General features: G+C 64.9%; 19 protein-coding genes. 2 read left to right on the plus strand and 17 right to left on the minus strand.

The window, feature by feature from the left end:
• Positions 1-39: 39 nt before the first annotated feature.
• The 17 genes from atpH to OXG30_01750 all read right to left on the minus strand — a co-directional run bounded on the left by atpH (position 40) and on the right by OXG30_01750 (position 15,147).
• Entirely contained in the window at positions 40-564 is a 525-nt protein-coding gene (gene atpH / locus OXG30_01670; protein MCY4133609.1) for an ATP synthase F1 subunit delta, read from the minus strand.
• 7 nt (positions 565-571) lie between these two features.
• A complete protein-coding gene (gene atpF / locus OXG30_01675; GenBank protein MCY4133610.1) occupies positions 572-1,381 on the minus strand; it encodes a F0F1 ATP synthase subunit B in 810 nt (269 codons plus the stop codon).
• The gene (gene atpE, locus OXG30_01680) at positions 1,378-1,620 is read right to left on the minus strand and encodes an ATP synthase F0 subunit C (protein ID MCY4133611.1); all 243 of its coding nucleotides are present in this window, start codon (positions 1,618-1,620) and stop codon (positions 1,378-1,380) included. Before atpE ends, atpF begins: the two co-directional genes overlap by 4 nt.
• Before the next feature lie 33 nt (positions 1,621-1,653).
• Positions 1,654-2,418: a F0F1 ATP synthase subunit A gene (gene atpB, locus OXG30_01685; GenBank protein MCY4133612.1), complete on the minus strand. Its 765-nt coding sequence runs from the start codon at positions 2,416-2,418 to the stop codon at positions 1,654-1,656.
• Complete coding sequence (locus OXG30_01690; GenBank protein ID MCY4133613.1) at positions 2,415-2,852, minus strand: ATP synthase subunit I; 438 nt, start codon at positions 2,850-2,852, stop codon at positions 2,415-2,417. The genes atpB and OXG30_01690 overlap by 4 nt, the downstream gene beginning before the upstream one ends.
• Positions 2,845-3,135, minus strand: coding sequence for an AtpZ/AtpI family protein (locus OXG30_01695; GenBank protein MCY4133614.1), 291 nt, complete (start codon positions 3,133-3,135; stop codon positions 2,845-2,847). Before OXG30_01695 ends, OXG30_01690 begins: the two co-directional genes overlap by 8 nt.
• 98 nt (positions 3,136-3,233) lie before the next feature.
• Positions 3,234-4,340 carry an MraY family glycosyltransferase gene (locus tag OXG30_01700; protein MCY4133615.1) on the minus strand — a complete coding sequence of 369 codons (1,107 nt, stop codon included), beginning with the start codon at positions 4,338-4,340 and terminating at the stop codon, positions 3,234-3,236.
• 27 nt (positions 4,341-4,367) lie between these two features.
• Positions 4,368-5,615: a serine hydroxymethyltransferase gene (locus OXG30_01705; GenBank protein MCY4133616.1), complete on the minus strand. Its 1,248-nt coding sequence runs from the start codon at positions 5,613-5,615 to the stop codon at positions 4,368-4,370.
• Positions 5,616-5,669: 54 nt separating this feature from the next.
• Complete coding sequence (rpiB, locus tag OXG30_01710; GenBank protein MCY4133617.1) at positions 5,670-6,125, minus strand: ribose 5-phosphate isomerase B; 456 nt, start codon at positions 6,123-6,125, stop codon at positions 5,670-5,672.
• A 155-nt stretch (positions 6,126-6,280) separates the two neighbouring features.
• Positions 6,281-6,832 (minus strand): L-threonylcarbamoyladenylate synthase, encoded by a 552-nt coding sequence (locus OXG30_01715; GenBank protein MCY4133618.1) that lies wholly within the window; start codon positions 6,830-6,832, stop codon positions 6,281-6,283.
• Positions 6,817-7,695 (minus strand): peptide chain release factor N(5)-glutamine methyltransferase, encoded by an 879-nt coding sequence (gene prmC / locus OXG30_01720; GenBank protein ID MCY4133619.1) that lies wholly within the window; start codon positions 7,693-7,695, stop codon positions 6,817-6,819. Before prmC ends, OXG30_01715 begins: the two co-directional genes overlap by 16 nt.
• Positions 7,692-8,759 carry a peptide chain release factor 1 gene (prfA, locus tag OXG30_01725; protein ID MCY4133620.1) on the minus strand — a complete coding sequence of 356 codons (1,068 nt, stop codon included), beginning with the start codon at positions 8,757-8,759 and terminating at the stop codon, positions 7,692-7,694. The genes prmC and prfA overlap by 4 nt, the downstream gene beginning before the upstream one ends.
• A gap of 75 nt (positions 8,760-8,834) precedes the next feature.
• Positions 8,835-9,101 carry a type B 50S ribosomal protein L31 gene (locus tag OXG30_01730; protein ID MCY4133621.1) on the minus strand — a complete coding sequence of 89 codons (267 nt, stop codon included), beginning with the start codon at positions 9,099-9,101 and terminating at the stop codon, positions 8,835-8,837.
• Between the two features lie 13 nt (positions 9,102-9,114).
• Entirely contained in the window at positions 9,115-10,914 is a 1,800-nt protein-coding gene (rho, locus tag OXG30_01735; GenBank protein MCY4133622.1) for a transcription termination factor Rho, read from the minus strand.
• A 278-nt stretch (positions 10,915-11,192) separates the two neighbouring features.
• On the minus strand, positions 11,193-12,383 hold the full coding sequence (apgM, locus tag OXG30_01740; GenBank protein MCY4133623.1) for a 2,3-bisphosphoglycerate-independent phosphoglycerate mutase: 1,191 nt from the start codon (positions 12,381-12,383) through the stop codon (positions 11,193-11,195).
• Between the two features lie 50 nt (positions 12,384-12,433).
• Positions 12,434-13,834 (minus strand): threonine synthase, encoded by a 1,401-nt coding sequence (gene thrC, locus OXG30_01745; protein ID MCY4133624.1) that lies wholly within the window; start codon positions 13,832-13,834, stop codon positions 12,434-12,436.
• On the minus strand, positions 13,834-15,147 hold the full coding sequence (locus tag OXG30_01750; protein ID MCY4133625.1) for a homoserine dehydrogenase: 1,314 nt from the start codon (positions 15,145-15,147) through the stop codon (positions 13,834-13,836). Before OXG30_01750 ends, thrC begins: the two co-directional genes overlap by 1 nt.
• A 98-nt stretch (positions 15,148-15,245) precedes the next feature.
• Here OXG30_01750 and OXG30_01755 point away from each other — a divergent pair, with 98 nt between their 5' ends.
• The gene (locus OXG30_01755) at positions 15,246-15,608 is read left to right on the plus strand and encodes a hypothetical protein (GenBank protein ID MCY4133626.1); all 363 of its coding nucleotides are present in this window, start codon (positions 15,246-15,248) and stop codon (positions 15,606-15,608) included.
• Positions 15,609-15,706: 98 nt separating this feature from the next.
• Positions 15,707-15,961: a WXG100 family type VII secretion target gene (locus OXG30_01760; GenBank protein ID MCY4133627.1), complete on the plus strand. Its 255-nt coding sequence runs from the start codon at positions 15,707-15,709 to the stop codon at positions 15,959-15,961.
• Positions 15,962-16,003: the final 42 nt, after the last annotated feature.

The raw sequence follows: 16,003 nt of genomic DNA on the forward strand, positions 1-16,003 counted from the left end.
CCTCGGTCAGAAACGTTCTTCACATTTGCGCTCACGGGACTAGAAGGAGTCCCGAAGCTGGCTCAGGCGGTGGCGCACTGATCCGTCGATCACCTCGTCGCCGATGGTGGCCACCACGCCGCCCATGACGCTGGGATCGACGATCACCTTGATGTCCACCCGATGGCCGGTGGCCGCGCTCAGTGCGTCGGCCAGCCTCTCGGCCTGGTCCTCGGTCAGCGCCACCGCAGACCGTACCTCGGCCACTGAACGGCCTCGGTCTCGGGCGTTGAGCTCCACCGCCTCTTGGGCAATGCCGGCCAGATCGGACGACCGCCCCGCGGCCACGATCATGGACACCATGGCGGTAGTGGTGTCAGAAGCATGGCCGCCCAGCAGATCTTCCACGATCTGCTGGCGGCGAGCGGCAGGGATCTGACGATCGGACAGCGTCATCCGGAGCTCGTCGGAGCCCTCCAGCGCCCGAGCGACGCGGAAGAGCTCGTCGGACACCAGATCGAGGTTCCCCTCGGCCCGGGCCACCGCGGCTACGGCATCGGCGTAGCTGGCAGATCGCTCGGCCATGGTGAACCTAGCCCTGGTCGGCGCCCACGCGGGCGATGTAGTCGTCGACGAGCTGGCGCTGCATCTCCGGATCCTCCAGGCTGCGGCCCAGCACCGCCTCGGCGGCACCGAGGGCGATGTCGGACACCTCCGACTGCAAGTCGGCGATGGCCTGGCGCTTGGACGCCTCCACATCAGCCGCGGCCCGCTCCCGCATATCGGCGATATCGGCCTCGGCCCGAGCCTGAAGGTCGGCTCGAACCACGCCGGCCTGCTCCCGGGCCTCGTCCACGATGCGAGCCGCCTCAGTCTTGGCATCTGCCAACTCCGCCTCGTAGTTGGCCTTGACCTCGGCCGCTTCGGCCCGCTGCCGGTCGGCGTCGTCGATAGTGTCTTGAATGCGCTGGGTGCGCTGCTCCATGAGGTTCTTCACCACCGGGAACAGCTTCCATTTCATCAGCGCCAGAAGGACTACGAACGCCGCACCACCCCAGATAATCTCGGTGGGCTCGGGGATGATCGGATTGGGGGCCGCCACACAGCCTTCGAGGTCCGTCTCGTATTTGTTGACGATCTCCTCTTTGGCTTCCTTCGCAGCTTCTCGCTCCCTTTTGGCAGCCTCTCGCTCCTCTTTACTTGCATCACTTGCATCTTCGCTGGCGATCGTATTCTTGAGGGTCTCGATCTCATCGAAGTCGACGGTGACGAGTTCTTTGACCGCGGTCACTTCATCGAAGATGCAAGAACCCACGGTCTCCCCTGCGGCACTCGCCGCCGACGCGCTGAGCGCGACCGCGGCCACCACCACGGCAGCCGCGGCCCATAGCCGCTTGCTCATGGCAGAAGGAGGATGAAGACGACGAATCCGATGAGGGCCAGCGCCTCGGTGAAGGCGATGCCCAAGAACATCGTGGTCCGAGCCACGCCGGCCGACTCCGGCTGACGGGCCATGGCAGTGATGGCGTTGCCCACCACGATGCCGATGCCGACACCGGGACCGATGGCGGCGAGTCCGTAGCCCAGACCGGCGCCGATGGCTCTCAGGCCATTTTCGGCGTGATCAATCTGGGCAAGGATGGTGGATATCAGTGCAAGCAAGGTAAACGTCTCCTAGTGCTCGGGGTGTAGGGATCCGCCGATGTACACGGCGGTGAGAATGGTGAAGATGAAGGCTTGGAGGGCCGAGACGAAGATCTCGAACGCGGTGAGCAAAATCAACGCCGCGAACGGCAGCACCGCGGGCACATAGAGGGTTCCCCACAGTGCGGCCGACAGAACGGCAAAGGTCACCAACAGCAGGTGGCCGGCCACCATGTTGGCCCAGAGCCGGATGGCCAGTGACAACGGGCGGATCAGCAGGATCTGGAGCAGCTCGATGGGAGCCACCAGGATGTAGAGCGCCTTGGGCACCCCCGGCGGGAACAGCGCACCCTTGAAGTAGTGGTAGAAGCCCTGGGCCCGGATGCCCACCACGTGGTAGATGGCCCACACCACCAGCGCCAGGGCCAGGGGAATAGCCATTCGGGAGTTGGCCGGGAACTGGATGAACGGAACGACCTCGAAAATGTTGCTGAAGAAGACGAAGAAGAACAGCGTGGTCAAGAAGGGTAGGTATTTGCGGCCGTCGGGGCCGATGGTCTGCATGATGATGCTGTTCTCGACGAACTCGATTCCGACTTCGGCCACTGTTTGCGTCCCGGTGGGCACCAGCGCCCGCCGACGGCCCGCCGCCCAGAACAGCCCCGCGGTCAGCAACAGCGCGGCAATGTAGATCAACCCCGTCTTGTTGAGGGCCACCGGAGTGTCGGTGAACAAGAAGTCGGGCCATACGAACAGATGCGAGACCGGTGGAAAGTCCAGGGCAAACACGTTCACTGAGCAGCTCCTTGTGGCTTCAAGCCGGGATAAGCGAGGGACATGGAGACATACCGGGTCTCCCAAACCAGCAGAACAATATGGGCCAAGACCAGCGTGATGACAAACGGCAGGGCCTCAAACCAGCCGGTATTCCTCACCAGGAAGTAGGCCCCGGTGAGAATGCCCAGGCGGATGAAGTACCCACCCATAACCCCGGCCATCAGCATGGTGGGCGAAATCCGCACAGACCAAGTGATGAGCGAGGCCGCCAGCCAGAAGTTGATCAGGATCAGCCCGAGGGCGTAGCCACTGGACCACAATCCGTCGAACCCCCATACACCGGCGCAAATCCCGACCAGCACCGGCCCGCCGATCATCCCTCGGCGGATGATGTCAAGAGCCACAGCCTTCTCGGGCGCCTCCTCGCCGGTCGCCACCGGCCGCTCAGCCATCGGTGGCCTCCAGCTCAGTATCAACCCGCCGACTGGGCAGTTCCCGGTCGTAGGCGTCCATGCGGTCGCTATAGGCCTTTACGGCCTTCCATCCTGCGTAAACCGCAGTCAACAAGCACAAGACCAGCGTGAAGACCGGCCTGGTGCCCAGCGCGCCGTCGATGAGCCAGCCGAAAAAGGCAAACAGCGCCGGGGTGGCCACCAGTTCGAAGGCGATGGAGAGGGCGTCTCCTGCGCTCTGGCGGTTGTATAGCTGGCGATTCTGCGTCATTGCAGTTGGCACGAATTGGGCCCCTATGGCAAGCGGATTGGCCTCGCCGAAATGGTTTCGCGTACCAGGCTACGGGGCCAAATCATCAGACTGGTGGCCAGGCAAAGTGTTCAAGCGGTGCGGCGGCGCAAAATGGGATGGAAGACGGTGTAGAGCATCAAAACCAGCACCGCCGCGGCGGGAACCATGATGGCTTCGCCCTCCCCGGTGTAGGTGGGATACAGCACCAGGGTGGACATCAGCGCTGTGAACAGCCACAGGATCAGCACGCTGCGGCGGTGGCCGTGGCCCAGGCTCATCAGCCGGTGGTGCAGGTGCTCCTTGTCGGGCGTGGTGATGCTGGCGCGAGCTCGGGTCCGCCGCAGCACCGCCCACAGAACATCAACCACCGGCACCGCCAAGATGATGAGCGGAATGAGCATGGGGGCGAACAGAAAATAGGTCTGCCCTGCGAACGGCTCGCTGCTGCGGCCGCCGACCGACACCGTGGAGGCGGCCAGCAGTGTGCCCAGAAACAGCGCGCCGCCGTCGCCCATGAAGATGCGGGCCCGATGGAAGTTCTGGGGCAGAAAGCCCACCGCCACCCCGGCGGCCACGATGGCGATCAGCGGGCCGATGTTGTTGGGCAACAGCACCTCCTCGTCGGTGAGCTTGATGGAGTACACGAAGAACGTGAGCCCAGCAATGGCCACGATGCCCGCGGCCAGGCCGTCCAGGCCGTCGATGAGGTTGATGGCATTGGCGATGGCCACCAGCCACAGGACCGTGACCACGAAGGCCAGATCTTGGGAAAGGATGAGCGCGTCCAGCACCGGCAGCCGCAGGTTCAGCACGGTCACCCCGGCGAACGACAGGATGCTCCCCGCCAGCACCATGGAGGCCACTTTGGCCGGCGCCGACATCTCCCTCACGTCGTCGTAGGTGCCGAACACGATCATCACCAGTGCGGCGATCACTATTCCCACCGGCTCCGATGCGGTGGCGAACACCACGTCGAAGTCGCCCAGCAGCCAGGCCACCCCCATTGCTGACAGAAACCCGATGAACATGGCCACTCCGCCCAGCACCGCGGTGGAGCGCTCGTGGACTCGCCGGGCATCGGGCTCCACCATCAGGCCCCATCGCTCGCTGAGGCGACGCAGCACCGGGGTGGCCACCAGGGTGACCCCTGCCGCTACGGCAAAGACGACGAGGTAGCTGTCAACACCGGGGGCCATGGCGTTTCGGGGCGCCCTCTTCCACGCCTAGCCAGCCGGCGAATACGGAGTGAACCGACCGCAGAGATCGGCAACCTCAGATCGGACGTCGGCCACCACCGCTTCGTCGTCTCGCTGGCGCAGAGTGCGGCCGATCATGCCCGCGATAAGGCCCATCTCCACCGGTCCCATCCCCTGAGTAGTGGTGGCCGGGGTGCCGATCCGCACCCCGCTGGCCACGAAGGGAGAACGAGGGTCATCGGGCACGGTGTTCTTGTTGAGGGTGATTCCCGCTCGGTCGAGCACCTCTTGGGCCACTTTGCCGGTCAGGTCATCGTCAAAGGTCCGCAGATCCACCAGCAGCAGGTGGTTGTCGCTGCCGCCCGACACCATGCGGAACCCCTCTTCGGCCAGGCCCATGGCCAATGCGCCGCTGTTCTCCACGATTCGGGCGGCATAGTCAGCGAACTCAGGGGTAGCGGCCTCGCCGAAAGCCACCGCCTTGGCCGCGATCACGTGCTCCAGAGGGCCCCCCTGAAGGCCGGGGAACAGAGCCTTGTCTATCGCCGGGGCCAGATCCTCAGTACACAGGATGGCCCCGCCTCGAGGGCCGCGCAGCGTCTTGTGGGTGGTGAAGGTGACGATGTCGGAATGGGGCACCGGGTTGGGGTGTACGCCGCCGGCGATCAGCCCGGCAATATGGGCCGCGTCGAACATGAACAGGGCGCCTACCTCGTCGGCAATGGCGCGGAACGGTGCCGGGTCGATGATGCGGGGATAGGCGGTGGCCCCGGCGACAATGAGCTTGGGCTGGTGCTCGAGGGCTAGATCCCGGATCTGGTCGTAGTCGATGCGCTCGTCGCTGGGGGTTACGCCGTAGGCTACGAACCGGTAGGTGCGCCCGCTGATGTTCACCGGAGATCCGTGAGTGAGGTGGCCGCCGTGGTCCAGGCTCATACCCAGCACAGTGTCGCCCGCCTCCAGTACGGCCAAGTAAGCGGCCACGTTGGCGTTGGCGCCCGAGTGGGGCTGCACGTTGGCGTGATCGGCGCCGAACAGGGCGGTGGCCCGCTCCCGGGCGATGGACTCCACCTCGTCGATCACCATGTTGCCGCCGTAGTAGCGGCGACCGGGATACCCCTCGCTGTACTTGTTGGTGAGCACCGATCCGGTGGCGCTCAACACTGCGGGCGAGGCGAAGTTCTCCGAGGCAATGAGCTGCACGGTGGTGTTCTGACGCTCCACCTCCCGGCGGACCATGTCGAAGACCGGATCGTTGCTGCTATCGGGCCACATCAAGGCGCTACCTCTTCATTGGGCATTCTGATTGAGCATTCTCAACGGGCACTCTCATTGGGCATCCTGATTGGGCAATAGGGCGTCGATCTTGGCCACCCGAGCAACGTGGCGACCCTCCTCGAATGTCGCCTCAAGAAAGGCCTCCAGGGCATCCTTGGCCAACTCGGTACCGACCAGCCGCTCTCCCAAGCAGATCACGTTGGCATCATTGTGCTCTCGGGTCAGCCGGGCCGAGGTCACATCGTGCACGTTCGCCGCACGCACGCCGGGTACCTTGTTGGCCGCCATGGCGACCCCAATGCCGGTGCCGCACACGCACAGACCCAACTCGGCCTCGCCGGCAGCCACCTTGCGGGCCACCGCCTCGCCGAAGTCGGGATAGTCCACCCGATCGGTACCGTGGGTGCCACAGTCAACGACGTCGTGTCCCAACTCCCGCAAATGGGCCACCAGCACGTCTTTCAACTGCACCCCAGCGTGGTCGGCCCCGGCGGCGATTCGCGCCATATAGGTCAATCTACTCAGGCCGCGGCCTGATTGATGACTCTTTACGGTGTTCTTGCCCTCCAAATTCGTGGGCCAACATCATCTTGTCGATATCGCCGAGCGGAAAAGGGCCAAATTGGTTTTGCGGCCTCGCGAGGCGGGACTCTCAGGCCGGCTCATTCGACAACTCCTTCCACTTCCACGGCCCCCTGGCGGAGGATGCTAAGCCCGTCTTCGGTCACCTCCACAACAGTGGACGCCGGAGCTTGGAGTCGGCCGCCGTCGACAACCAAATGCACAGCGGGGAATGGAGCCGCGGCCTCAGCCGCGGTGTGGGGAGTGGGCTGGCCGCTGAGATTGGCGCTGGTAGTGGCGATCGGGCCGACCGCGGCTGCTAGAGCCTGCACCAAGGGGTGGTCGGGGCAGCGCACACCATAGCCGTCTTGAACGATGGTGAGCGCCCCCGGCCAACAGGCTTCCATGAGCCGCCGGGTGGCGGGCAGCGGGTCGAAAAGCTGTTCGGCATCAGCGGGTTGGGCCACCAGGATGGCCACCGCCTTGTCCGGGGGACGCTGCTTAAGCTCAAACAGCAGATCCACGTTCTCGGGCAGGGCAGCCAGCCCGTACACCGTGTCGGTGGGAATGATTACCACTCGGCCCGCCCGCAGCTCGGCGACAGCCATCTCCACCAGTTCGGCCGCGCCTTCCAGAGCTACATCAGACGACATTTCAGCACCCGGTCTCTGCCAACCAGATCAGGGAAAACCGCTTCGACAGCCAACCCGCTGGCTTGGGCGACAGCCCCGGCGGCATTCATTTGATCAGACGACAGCTCTAGCAGCACCGACCCTCCCGGGCTCAACCAGCGAGGGGCACCAGCCAATATCCGGCGGGCGGCGTCCAGCCCATCGGAACCACCCCGCAGGGCCATCACCGGCTCCCAGTCACCCACGTCGGTGGGCAGAACTTCGTCGTCGCGCACATACGGCGGGTTGCTCACCACCACATCCACCAGCCCAACCAGGGAATCGGGCAAGGCCTCATACCACGACCCCTGAAAGGTCGATACCCGCACCGCGGCTCGACCCAAACCAGTCAGGTTCGCTTGGGCGACGGCCAGCGCCTCCGCAGAGACATCGGTCAGCACTACTTGGGCCGTTTCGCACTCAGCGGCCACAGCCAGGCCTACCGCACCGCTGCCCGTTCCCAGGTCGACAACCAAACCGCCGTGCCGGTCCCGGTCGATCAGTTCGGCAATGGCCAAACCGGCCAGCGTCTCGGTCTCGGGACGGGGTATGAGCACCGCGGGACTCACCATCAAGTCCAATCCCCGGAACCCCCAGCGCCCCAGCACATACTGCAACGGCTCTCCAGCCAGCCGGCGGGCCAGCATGGCGTCCAAATAAGCCAGCTCCCGCTGGCTGGGCACCCTGGTCAAACCGACGTAGTAGTCGCCACCTTCATATCCCGACGCCTGCTCCACGAGGCGGCGGGATTGCACCTCGGCATCGGCAATTCCTGTCTCCGCCAGTCGGCGAGCGGCGTCAATGGCCACATCGCCCCAGGTCACGGTCTGGGCCGCCAAGCTCATGATCCGACGGTGTGTTCGTGCCGCTCGGCCTCGGCCAGGGCGTCCACCACCTCGTCCAAGGCACCGGCCAAGATGCGATCAAGCTTGTAGAGGGTCAGTCCGATGCGGTGGTCGGAGACCCGGTTCTCCTTGAAGTTGTAGGTGCGGATCTTCTCCGACCGGCCGCCGCCGCCCACCTGGCCCCTGCGCTGTTCGGAGAGCTCGTCTTGTTGGCGCTGCTGCTCGGCTTGGAGCAGCCGAGCCCGGAGCACGGCCATGGCCTTATTTCGATTTTGAAGCTGGCTCTTCTCGTCCTGCATCGAGACCACCATCCCGGTGGGCTTGTGGGTGATGCGCACCGCCGAGTCGGTGGTGTTCACCGACTGGCCGCCCGGGCCCGACGACCGGTAGACGTCAACCTGGAGGTCCTTCTCGTCGATGTGTACCTCCACCTCCTCGGCTTCGGGCAGCACCGACACAGTGGCCGACGAGGTGTGTACCCGGCCCTGCGACTCAGTGACCGGCACCCGCTGTACCCGGTGGGGACCGCCCTCGTACTTCATCTTGCGCCACACGTCGTCGCCCCGCAGCATGAACACCACATCGGTGTAGCCCCCCATGTCGGAGTTCTGGGCGTTCATCATCTCCAGTTTCCAGCGCTGCTGGCCAGCGAAGGCCGAGTACATGTCGAAGAGGTCGCGAGCGAACAAGTTGGCCTCCTCGCCCCCTTCGGCCCCCTTGATCTCCACGATCACGTTCTTGCCGTCGTTGGGATCTCGGGGGACCATCAACTCGACCAGCTCAGCTTCCAGCCCCTCGGCCGCGGCGGAAGCAGATTCGATCTCGGCCTCCAGCAAGCTTCGCTCGGCGGCGTCGGCGTCAGCCAGCATCTCAGTGGCGGTCTCTATGTCCTCACGATGGCCCCGCAGTTCCCGGATCCGGACAGCCTTGGCCTCCAATTCCTTGTAGCGCTGGGCTGTGGAGGCATAGGCGTCCCGATCGGCCAGCAGCTCCGGATCGGCTAGACGCCCTTCGAGCGCGACAAACTCCGCCTCAATCTCCTCGTAGGCGGCGTTCTCCTCCATGCTTCCAAACTACCCGGGGGTCGTACTGCCAGCGGGAATGGAAAACGCGGGGACAGAAAGCGGGGTTGCGCCGGGTCAGCTCTCTTTGGACGACCGCTTGCGATGGCCGTAGCGACGCTCGAAGCGCTCCACCCGACCAGCGGTGTCCACGATGGTCATCTGACCGGTGAAGAACGGGTGGCTGGCGCTGGAGATTCCCACTTTGGCCAGGGGGTACTCGTTGCCGTCCTCCCATACCACCGACTCGGTGGTGTCGATGGTGGACCGGGTGAGAAAGGACGTGCCCGCGGAGGTGTCCTGAAACACCACCATGCGGTACTCGGGATGAATGTCGGGCTTCATGTCGCTCCTAGCCTCACACCCCGGCGGGGCCTTTTGCCACTTCCTCCAGGAATGCGGTGTTGTTGGGGAATGTGCGCAGTCGATCCATCAGCAGCTCCAATCCGGCCGCCCCGCCCCCGTTGCCGTCGCTCGAGAGGCCGTTGAGCACCCGGCGCAGCTTCCAGACCTGCTGGAGCTGACGGCGCTCGAAGAGCAATTCCTCGTGACGAGTGGAGGAGGCGTCCACATTGATGGCCGGATAGATGCGCCGCTCGGCGATGTGCCGGTCCAAGCGCAGCTCCATATTGCCGGTGCCCTTGAATTCCTCGAAGATCACCTCGTCCATCCGGGATCCGGTTTCCACCAGCGCGGTAGCCAGGATGGTGAGCGAGCCGCCCTCCTCCACGTTGCGGGCCGCGCCGAAGAACTTCTTGGGGGGATACAGAGCGCCGGTGTCGATGCCGCCGGACATAATGCGCCCGGTGGCCGGTGCAGCCAAGTTGTAGGCCCTCGACAGGCGGGTGATGCCGTCGAGGACGATTACCACATCATCGCCCCGCTCCACCAAGCGCTTGGCCCGCTCGATGGTCATCTCGGCCACGTGGGTGTGCTCTTCGGCCGGGCGGTCGAAGGTGGATGCCGCCACCTCGCCCCGCAGCAGCCAGCGCCGCATGTCGGTTACCTCTTCAGGGCGCTCGTCCACTAGTAGCACCAGGAGATGCACCTCGGGGTTGTTCAACTCGATGGATCGAGCGATCTCCTTCATGATCGTGGTCTTGCCCGCTTTGGGTGGTGACACGATCAGGCCGCGCTGTCCTTTGCCGATGGGCGACAAGAGATCGATGATGCGGCAGGTCATGTTGGTCGGATCGTCGTCGCGCTCCAGCCGGAGCTTCTCGTCGGGGAACAGCGGGGTCAGGTCTTCGAACTTGGGTCGCTGCTTTACCGACTCGGGGGGCAGCCCGTTGACGCTGTCGATGTGCAAGAGGGCAGGGTTCTTCTCATTCCGGGTGGCTGGGCGGCAGCCCCCGGCGAGGAAGTCGCCCTTGCGCAACCCGAATTGGCGGACCTGCTTGACCGATACGTAGGCATCTTCTTTGCTCGGCTGAAAGCCCTTTATCCGCAAGAAGCCATAGCCGTCGTCTCTCAGGTCCAAGTGGCCGGAGATGGCGATGGGATCGCCCTCCCAGGGCTCGTCGGGCCGATCCCTGTCATTGCGGCCCCGACGGCGACGGCGACGGTTTCCGATCTCGGGCTGGTCTTCCTGCTGGCGGGGACGGTCTTGGCGATCCCGATCCTGGCGGGGACGGTCTTGGCGATCCCGACCCTGGCGGGAGCGGTCTTGGCGATCCCCCTCTTGGCGGGAGCGGTCTTGGCGATCCCGACCCTGGCGGGAGCGGTCCCCATCACCGCGATCTTCACGGTCTTGGTCGGAGCGGCTGCGGTCCGTCTTCTCTTCCTCTCCGGATTCCTCGACCGAGGCATCCTGCCGCGCCTCGAGAGCGTCGTCCTGCTGGGCCTCATCCTGCTGGGCCTCGTCCTGCTGGACCTCGGGCGACTCACCCTCAGGAGCGGCCTCTTCGCCCTGCTCTTCTTTTGATTCCTCAGGGGACTCCGCCTGAGCGGGGGCGGCCCCATTGCCAGCGGAATCGGCTGCGGCCTGGCCGTCGCCGTCGGCGCCTATGCCAGCGAGATCGAGGATCATGTCCACGATGTCTGCTTTGCGGGCCTTGGGCTCAGGGCGTCCGCCCATGGCCCTTGCGATGATCTGAAGCTGCGCCCGGTCTTTGCGCTGAAGTTTCGACCGAGACAGCTCAGTGGTCTCTACGCTCACATTTCTCCCTTGATACGCCACAACTGGAGGGCACTTGTTTCTCCCTTGAAGCGCCACATCTCTGTGGACGCACTTCGTGTTGTTCGGCACGTCATCCGCGAATGCAGACGGCATGAATTAGGCAGCCATTAACCACCGGGACGCTGACAAAAGGAATGTCGAAATCGACCGAGTGGTCAGAAGGCTTCCCGCAGAACTGCTAGCAACACCGCAGTCCCAACGCCAGAGAGAATACCGCGATCTCCCACCAGTGGCAACATTCCGGGCATGTTGGCCCGCTATGCGAGAAGCTTGGCCATCAACTGATGGCCGGGTACCACCTCGGCTGAGGCCGCCCCCTGTTCGGTGTAGACACCGCCGGGGCCATCGACCTCTGAGTCGACAATCAGGTAAGGAACTGGATCGTCGATGTGGCTCCGGGTGGTCAGCGGCGTGGCGTGGTCGGGCAACAGCAGCAGCCGCCACGGGCCCATTTGGTCTAGGGCGTCAATCAGGCCGGCCAGGATGCGCCGGTCCCAGTTCTCCAGGCATCTGACCTTCTCGACCACATTGCCCTCGTGCCCGGCCTCGTCGCTGGCCTCCACATGGATTGCATACAGGTCCGCGCCATCGGCCAAACCGGCCAGAGCCGCATCTCGCTTGCCCTCGTAGTTGGTGTCGTACCAGGCGGTGGCCCCCGGCACATTGGCCACCGTCATGCCGGTGAGCGCCCCGATCCCCCGCACCAGGTCGACCGCGCTGACCATTCCGGCCTCTACACCGTGCATCTCCCGGAAGGAGGGCATTTCCGGCTGGAATCCCTGTCCCCACAGCCAGATCCGGTTGGCCTTCAATCCGAATCTGGGCACCACCGACCGGGAGGCCTCCTCCAGCGCGGCGAGCTTGGGACCGGCCGGGCCCTGGGGTCCGACCACCGGCAGATCGGAGAGCTCATGGGGCGGAGTACAGGTCGCGTCGGCCCATTCGGCCGGAGCAATCATCGTGTGGCGATACTGCACCCCGGCATGGAAGCTGACCTCGCCCCCCAGCTCAGCGTCTAGTGCGGCGATGACCTCGGCGGCCCGGGCCGAGTCGGGGTGGCCTCCGGAGAAATCGGCCATGATGCCGTCGTCGGTCACCGTGACCAGATTGCAGCGGTAGGCCACCTGGTCGGGGCTGAGGGTGAGGCCTAGTGCGGCGGCTTCGATGGGCGAGCGGCCCGTGTGGTAGCGGGTGGGGTCGTACCCGAAGATGGACATGTTGCCCACATCGCTGCCCGGCGGCATTCCCGGAGGGATGACTTGAGCCAATCCCACCTGCCCCCGGGCAGCCAGGGCGTCAAGCACCGGGGTGTGAGCCGCCTCCAACGGCGTGGCCCCGTCAAGATCAGGCACCGGCAGATCAGAACACCCGTCGGGTATGCACACCACGTACTTCACGATGAATGAGTCTCTTGCTCTGTCCGACAGCACCGCAGGCCGGCTACACACACCACGAACTTCACGATGCCCGATTCTGCCAGATCAATTGTGGTCAGCCGCTATCCGAAAGCCCGTGCCGAGCACTGGGCGACATGGGCCTTCACTGCGTTCAGATCGTTGGGCAGGCGCGGGCAGCGCTCCGGGCGCTCGGCCAACTCGGCCAGCGCCGGAGGCAGCGGCGGGCGAGTCCCGATGGCTGCCTCCACCGCATCGCCGAATTTGGCCGGGTGAGCGGTGGCCAGCACCACCGTGGCGCCGTCGGGGTCGCGTCGAGAACGGCGGGCGGCGGCCAGACCCACCGCGGTGTGGGGATCGACGATCATACCGGTGTCCCGATAGAGCTGGGCGATGGCGGCCGCGGTTTCCCCTTCGTCAACTCGGACACCCGACCAGTTCTGGCCCAGCTCCGCGGAGATGCGGGCGTCGATCCTCATCTCTTCGGTGGCCCGGAAGTCCTCCAGCAGTTCGGCGGTGCGAATCCCGTCCCGGTCCAACAGCTCGAATAGCAGCCGCTCAAGGTTGGACGACACCTGGATGTCCATGCTCGGCGACATCGTGGGGTGTACCTCGGAAATGGCCATCGAGCCGGTGGTGAAGAACTGCGTCAAGATGTCGTTGCGGTTGCTGGCCACGATGAAGCGGTCCACCGGCAGGCCCATCTGACGGGCGACGTGGCCGGCCAGCACATTTCCGAAGTTGCCGGTGGGCACCGAGAACGACACCCGCTCCAAGCCATACCGGGTGGCAGCGGCCACGTAATACACGGTTTGGGCCATGACCCGGGCCCAGTTGATGGAGTTGACCGCTGAGAGTCGCTGCTCAGCCCGGAAATCGGCGTCGCCGAACATGGCCTTCACCAGGTCTTGGCAGTCGTCGAACGTACCCTCGATGGCCACGTTGTGGACGTTGGCGCTGTCCACGGTGGTCATCTGCCGTCGCTGCATCTCGGAGACCCGCCCATGGGGGTGCAGGATCACGATCTGGATGTTCTCCCGGTCGCGTACCGCCTCGATGGCTGCCGCCCCCGTATCACCCGACGTGGCCCCCACGATGGTCACCCGCTCGCTCCGCCGAGCCAGCTCCTCGTCGAACAGGCGTCCTACCAGTTGGAGGGCGATGTCTTTGAAGGCCAGCGTCGGGCCGTGGAACAGCTCCATGAGCCACAGGCCGTCGCCCAACTCGACCATTGGCACAATTTCGGGGTGGTTGAATGCTGAGTAGGCATCTCGCACCAGCTCGTCGAACCGGTCTCGGGAATAGGCCCCGTCCACAAACGGCCACATCACCTCGGCGGCCAGATCGGCGTAGTCGCCCCGGCCGGGTCGCCCCCCCAGTGCCTCGGGCGACAAGACCGGCCAGCGGTCGGGCACATACAGCCCCCCGTCAGCCGCCAGGCCAGCCAACAACACATCGCCGAATGCCAGAACCGGGGCCCGGCCCCGGGTGCTGATGTACTGCATCAACCCTGACCGACGACCCTCAGCAGCGCAGGCATTCCCCGCACAGAGTCCAGATCGCGGAGGTCGCCCAATGTGGCCTGCACATCTCGCTCGGTGGCCTCGTGGGTGATGAACACCAGTCGAGCCTGGTCGCCCAAGCCCTCCTGCTCCATGGAGCGGATGCTCACCCCATGGCGCCCGAATACCCCGGCCACTGCGGCCAGCACGCCCGGCCGGTCGAGCACCTCCATGATGATGTAGTACTCCGACTCCAAGTCGTCGATGGAACAGACAACCGCATCTCCCAAATCGCCGATCGGGGTCCATGTGCCCCGGCACCGGTTGCCGGCCGCGTCGATGAGGTCGCCCAGCACCGCACTGGCCGTCGGCCGCCCGCCGGCGCCCCGGCCGTAGAGCATCAGCTCTCCCACCGCGTCGCCCTCCACGAACACCGCATTGAACGAATCGCGCACCGAGGCCAGCGGATGGCCGACCGGCACCATCGCCGGATGAACCCGCACGGCTAGCTCGGGCTTGCCCTCAACCTGGCCAACCTGCTCGGTAATGGCCAGCAGCTTGACCACATAACCAAGCCGGTGGGCGTGGGCGATATCGGCGGAGCTGATGCCGGAGATGCCCTCCCGGTACACGCTGCCGGCCAGTACCCGGGCCCCGAAGGCCACTGTGGCGATGATGGATGCCTTGGCCGCGGCGTCGAACCCCTCCACGTCGGCAGTGGGGTCGCGCTCGGCGAATCCCAGTGACTGCGCGTCGGCCAGGGCGTCGTGATAGCTGGTGCCGTGCTCGGTCATCTGGCTCAAGATGTAGTTGGTGGTGCCGTTGACAACGCCCATCACCCGCCGCAATGGCTCTGCGGCCAAAGACTCCCGGAGGGGGCGAATCAGGGGAATCCCACCGCCGACGGCGGCCTCGAACAGCAGATCCACTCCAGCGGCGTCAGCGGCGGCATACAGCTCGGCGCCATAGTTGGCCAGCAGCTCCTTGTTGCCGGTGACCACCGGCTTGCCCAGCTTCAGCGCGGCGGCCAGCAGCTCACGGGCGGGCTCGATGCCTCCGATCAGCTCCACCACCACGTCCACTTCGGGATCGTTCACCACCGAGGCGGCGTCGGTGGTCAGCACCCCATCGGCCAAGACCACGTCGCGGTCGCGCGACATACTTCGCACTGCCACCCGCACCACGTTCAATTCCATTCCGGTGCGCTCCGCGATCGCCGACCGCTGCTCCTCAAGCAGTCCGACAAACGCCGAGCCGACGTTTCCACACCCCAGCACGCCTACGCCGATTCGCGTCTTGGAAGAGTCGCTCACCATCTCCACGGTACCGGTTCGACCTAGCCCAACTGACAAGATTTCCCCGACCGAAGGGCCTTCATTGATTTTCAATCTAAACAATGTAGTTTAGATGGCACATGTCTTCCTACGAGTTGTTTTCCCTGGCCGATGATCTGCGACGCCAGGCGATCGCCTGCGAGCAGGTCCGGGCCGACGTCGACAGGGCCTGGCGGGGACTCGACCATGTGCTCGAGGGTCCAGTAGCCCGACACAGACCAGATGTTTGGCTCTCGACCGTTGCCGACGCCAGCCGCCTCCGTCTGCGCCAGCAGCACAACCACCTGCTCCGGCTCCGCTACGAGATCGAGCAGGTGGCCCGCCGACTTCAGCGCCGAGCCGACGAACTGTATGCCGACGCGGCTCGGGTCCAGATGGCCGCTGAGGCCGCCTTGCGGGAGGAAGCCCGCCAATTCGAGCTGCAAGCAAGCTATTTTCGATAATTTTCTTGCTATTTGACAGTATACCGGCTAACAAAGGGATGTGCTGATCCGTCCGAGGGATCAGATGACAGAAAGGCCCCACCGTGTCTGTTTTGACCATGAATACCGAGGAGATGGACCACCTCCAGCAGCAGTTCACCGCCTTCGCCGGCCAAGTGGAAGACCTCCGCACCCGCCTAACCGCCACCCTGGAGGGCACAACCTGGACGGGCAGTCGCTCCGAGCGGTTCCGGGGCGCCTGGCATGAGCAGTGGTCGCCCTCACTCGGACAGTTGCAGGAGGCGCTCATCGAACTGGCCACCGCGGTGAGCCTCGAACGCCAGAACACCATCACGGCCCTCGACTCGATCTGACGAGCCGGCCCGTCGACAATCCGGGGCTGCCCTGGCTGACCC

The sequence above is a fragment of the bacterium genome (assembly GCA_026708015.1).
Taxonomy (GTDB): Bacteria; Actinomycetota; Acidimicrobiia; order Acidimicrobiales; family Bin134; genus Poriferisocius.

Bases quoted from the DNA above. Each gene is read 5' to 3' on its own strand.
- atpH (MCY4133609.1), bottom strand. From the start codon at position 564: ATGGCCGAGCGATCTGCCAGCTACGCCGATGCCGTAGCCGCGGTGGCC.
- atpF (MCY4133610.1), bottom strand. From the start codon at position 1,381: ATGAGCAAGCGGCTATGGGCCGCGGCTGCCGTGGTGGTGGCCGCGGTC.
- OXG30_01690 (MCY4133613.1), bottom strand. From the start codon at position 2,852: ATGGCTGAGCGGCCGGTGGCGACCGGCGAGGAGGCGCCCGAGAAGGCT.
- OXG30_01700 (MCY4133615.1), bottom strand. From the start codon at position 4,340: ATGGCCCCCGGTGTTGACAGCTACCTCGTCGTCTTTGCCGTAGCGGCA.
- OXG30_01705 (MCY4133616.1), bottom strand. From the start codon at position 5,615: ATGTGGCCCGATAGCAGCAACGATCCGGTCTTCGACATGGTCCGCCGG.
- rpiB (MCY4133617.1), bottom strand. From the start codon at position 6,125: ATGGCGCGAATCGCCGCCGGGGCCGACCACGCTGGGGTGCAGTTGAAA.
- OXG30_01715 (MCY4133618.1), bottom strand. From the start codon at position 6,832: ATGTCGTCTGATGTAGCTCTGGAAGGCGCGGCCGAACTGGTGGAGATG.
- prmC (MCY4133619.1), bottom strand. From the start codon at position 7,695: ATGAGCTTGGCGGCCCAGACCGTGACCTGGGGCGATGTGGCCATTGAC.
- prfA (MCY4133620.1), bottom strand. From the start codon at position 8,759: ATGGAGGAGAACGCCGCCTACGAGGAGATTGAGGCGGAGTTTGTCGCG.
- OXG30_01730 (MCY4133621.1), bottom strand. From the start codon at position 9,101: ATGAAGCCCGACATTCATCCCGAGTACCGCATGGTGGTGTTTCAGGAC.
- thrC (MCY4133624.1), bottom strand. From the start codon at position 13,834: ATGCAGTACATCAGCACCCGGGGCCGGGCCCCGGTTCTGGCATTCGGC.
- OXG30_01750 (MCY4133625.1), bottom strand. From the start codon at position 15,147: ATGGTGAGCGACTCTTCCAAGACGCGAATCGGCGTAGGCGTGCTGGGG.
- OXG30_01755 (MCY4133626.1), top strand. From the start codon at position 15,246: ATGTCTTCCTACGAGTTGTTTTCCCTGGCCGATGATCTGCGACGCCAG.
- OXG30_01760 (MCY4133627.1), top strand. From the start codon at position 15,707: ATGAATACCGAGGAGATGGACCACCTCCAGCAGCAGTTCACCGCCTTC.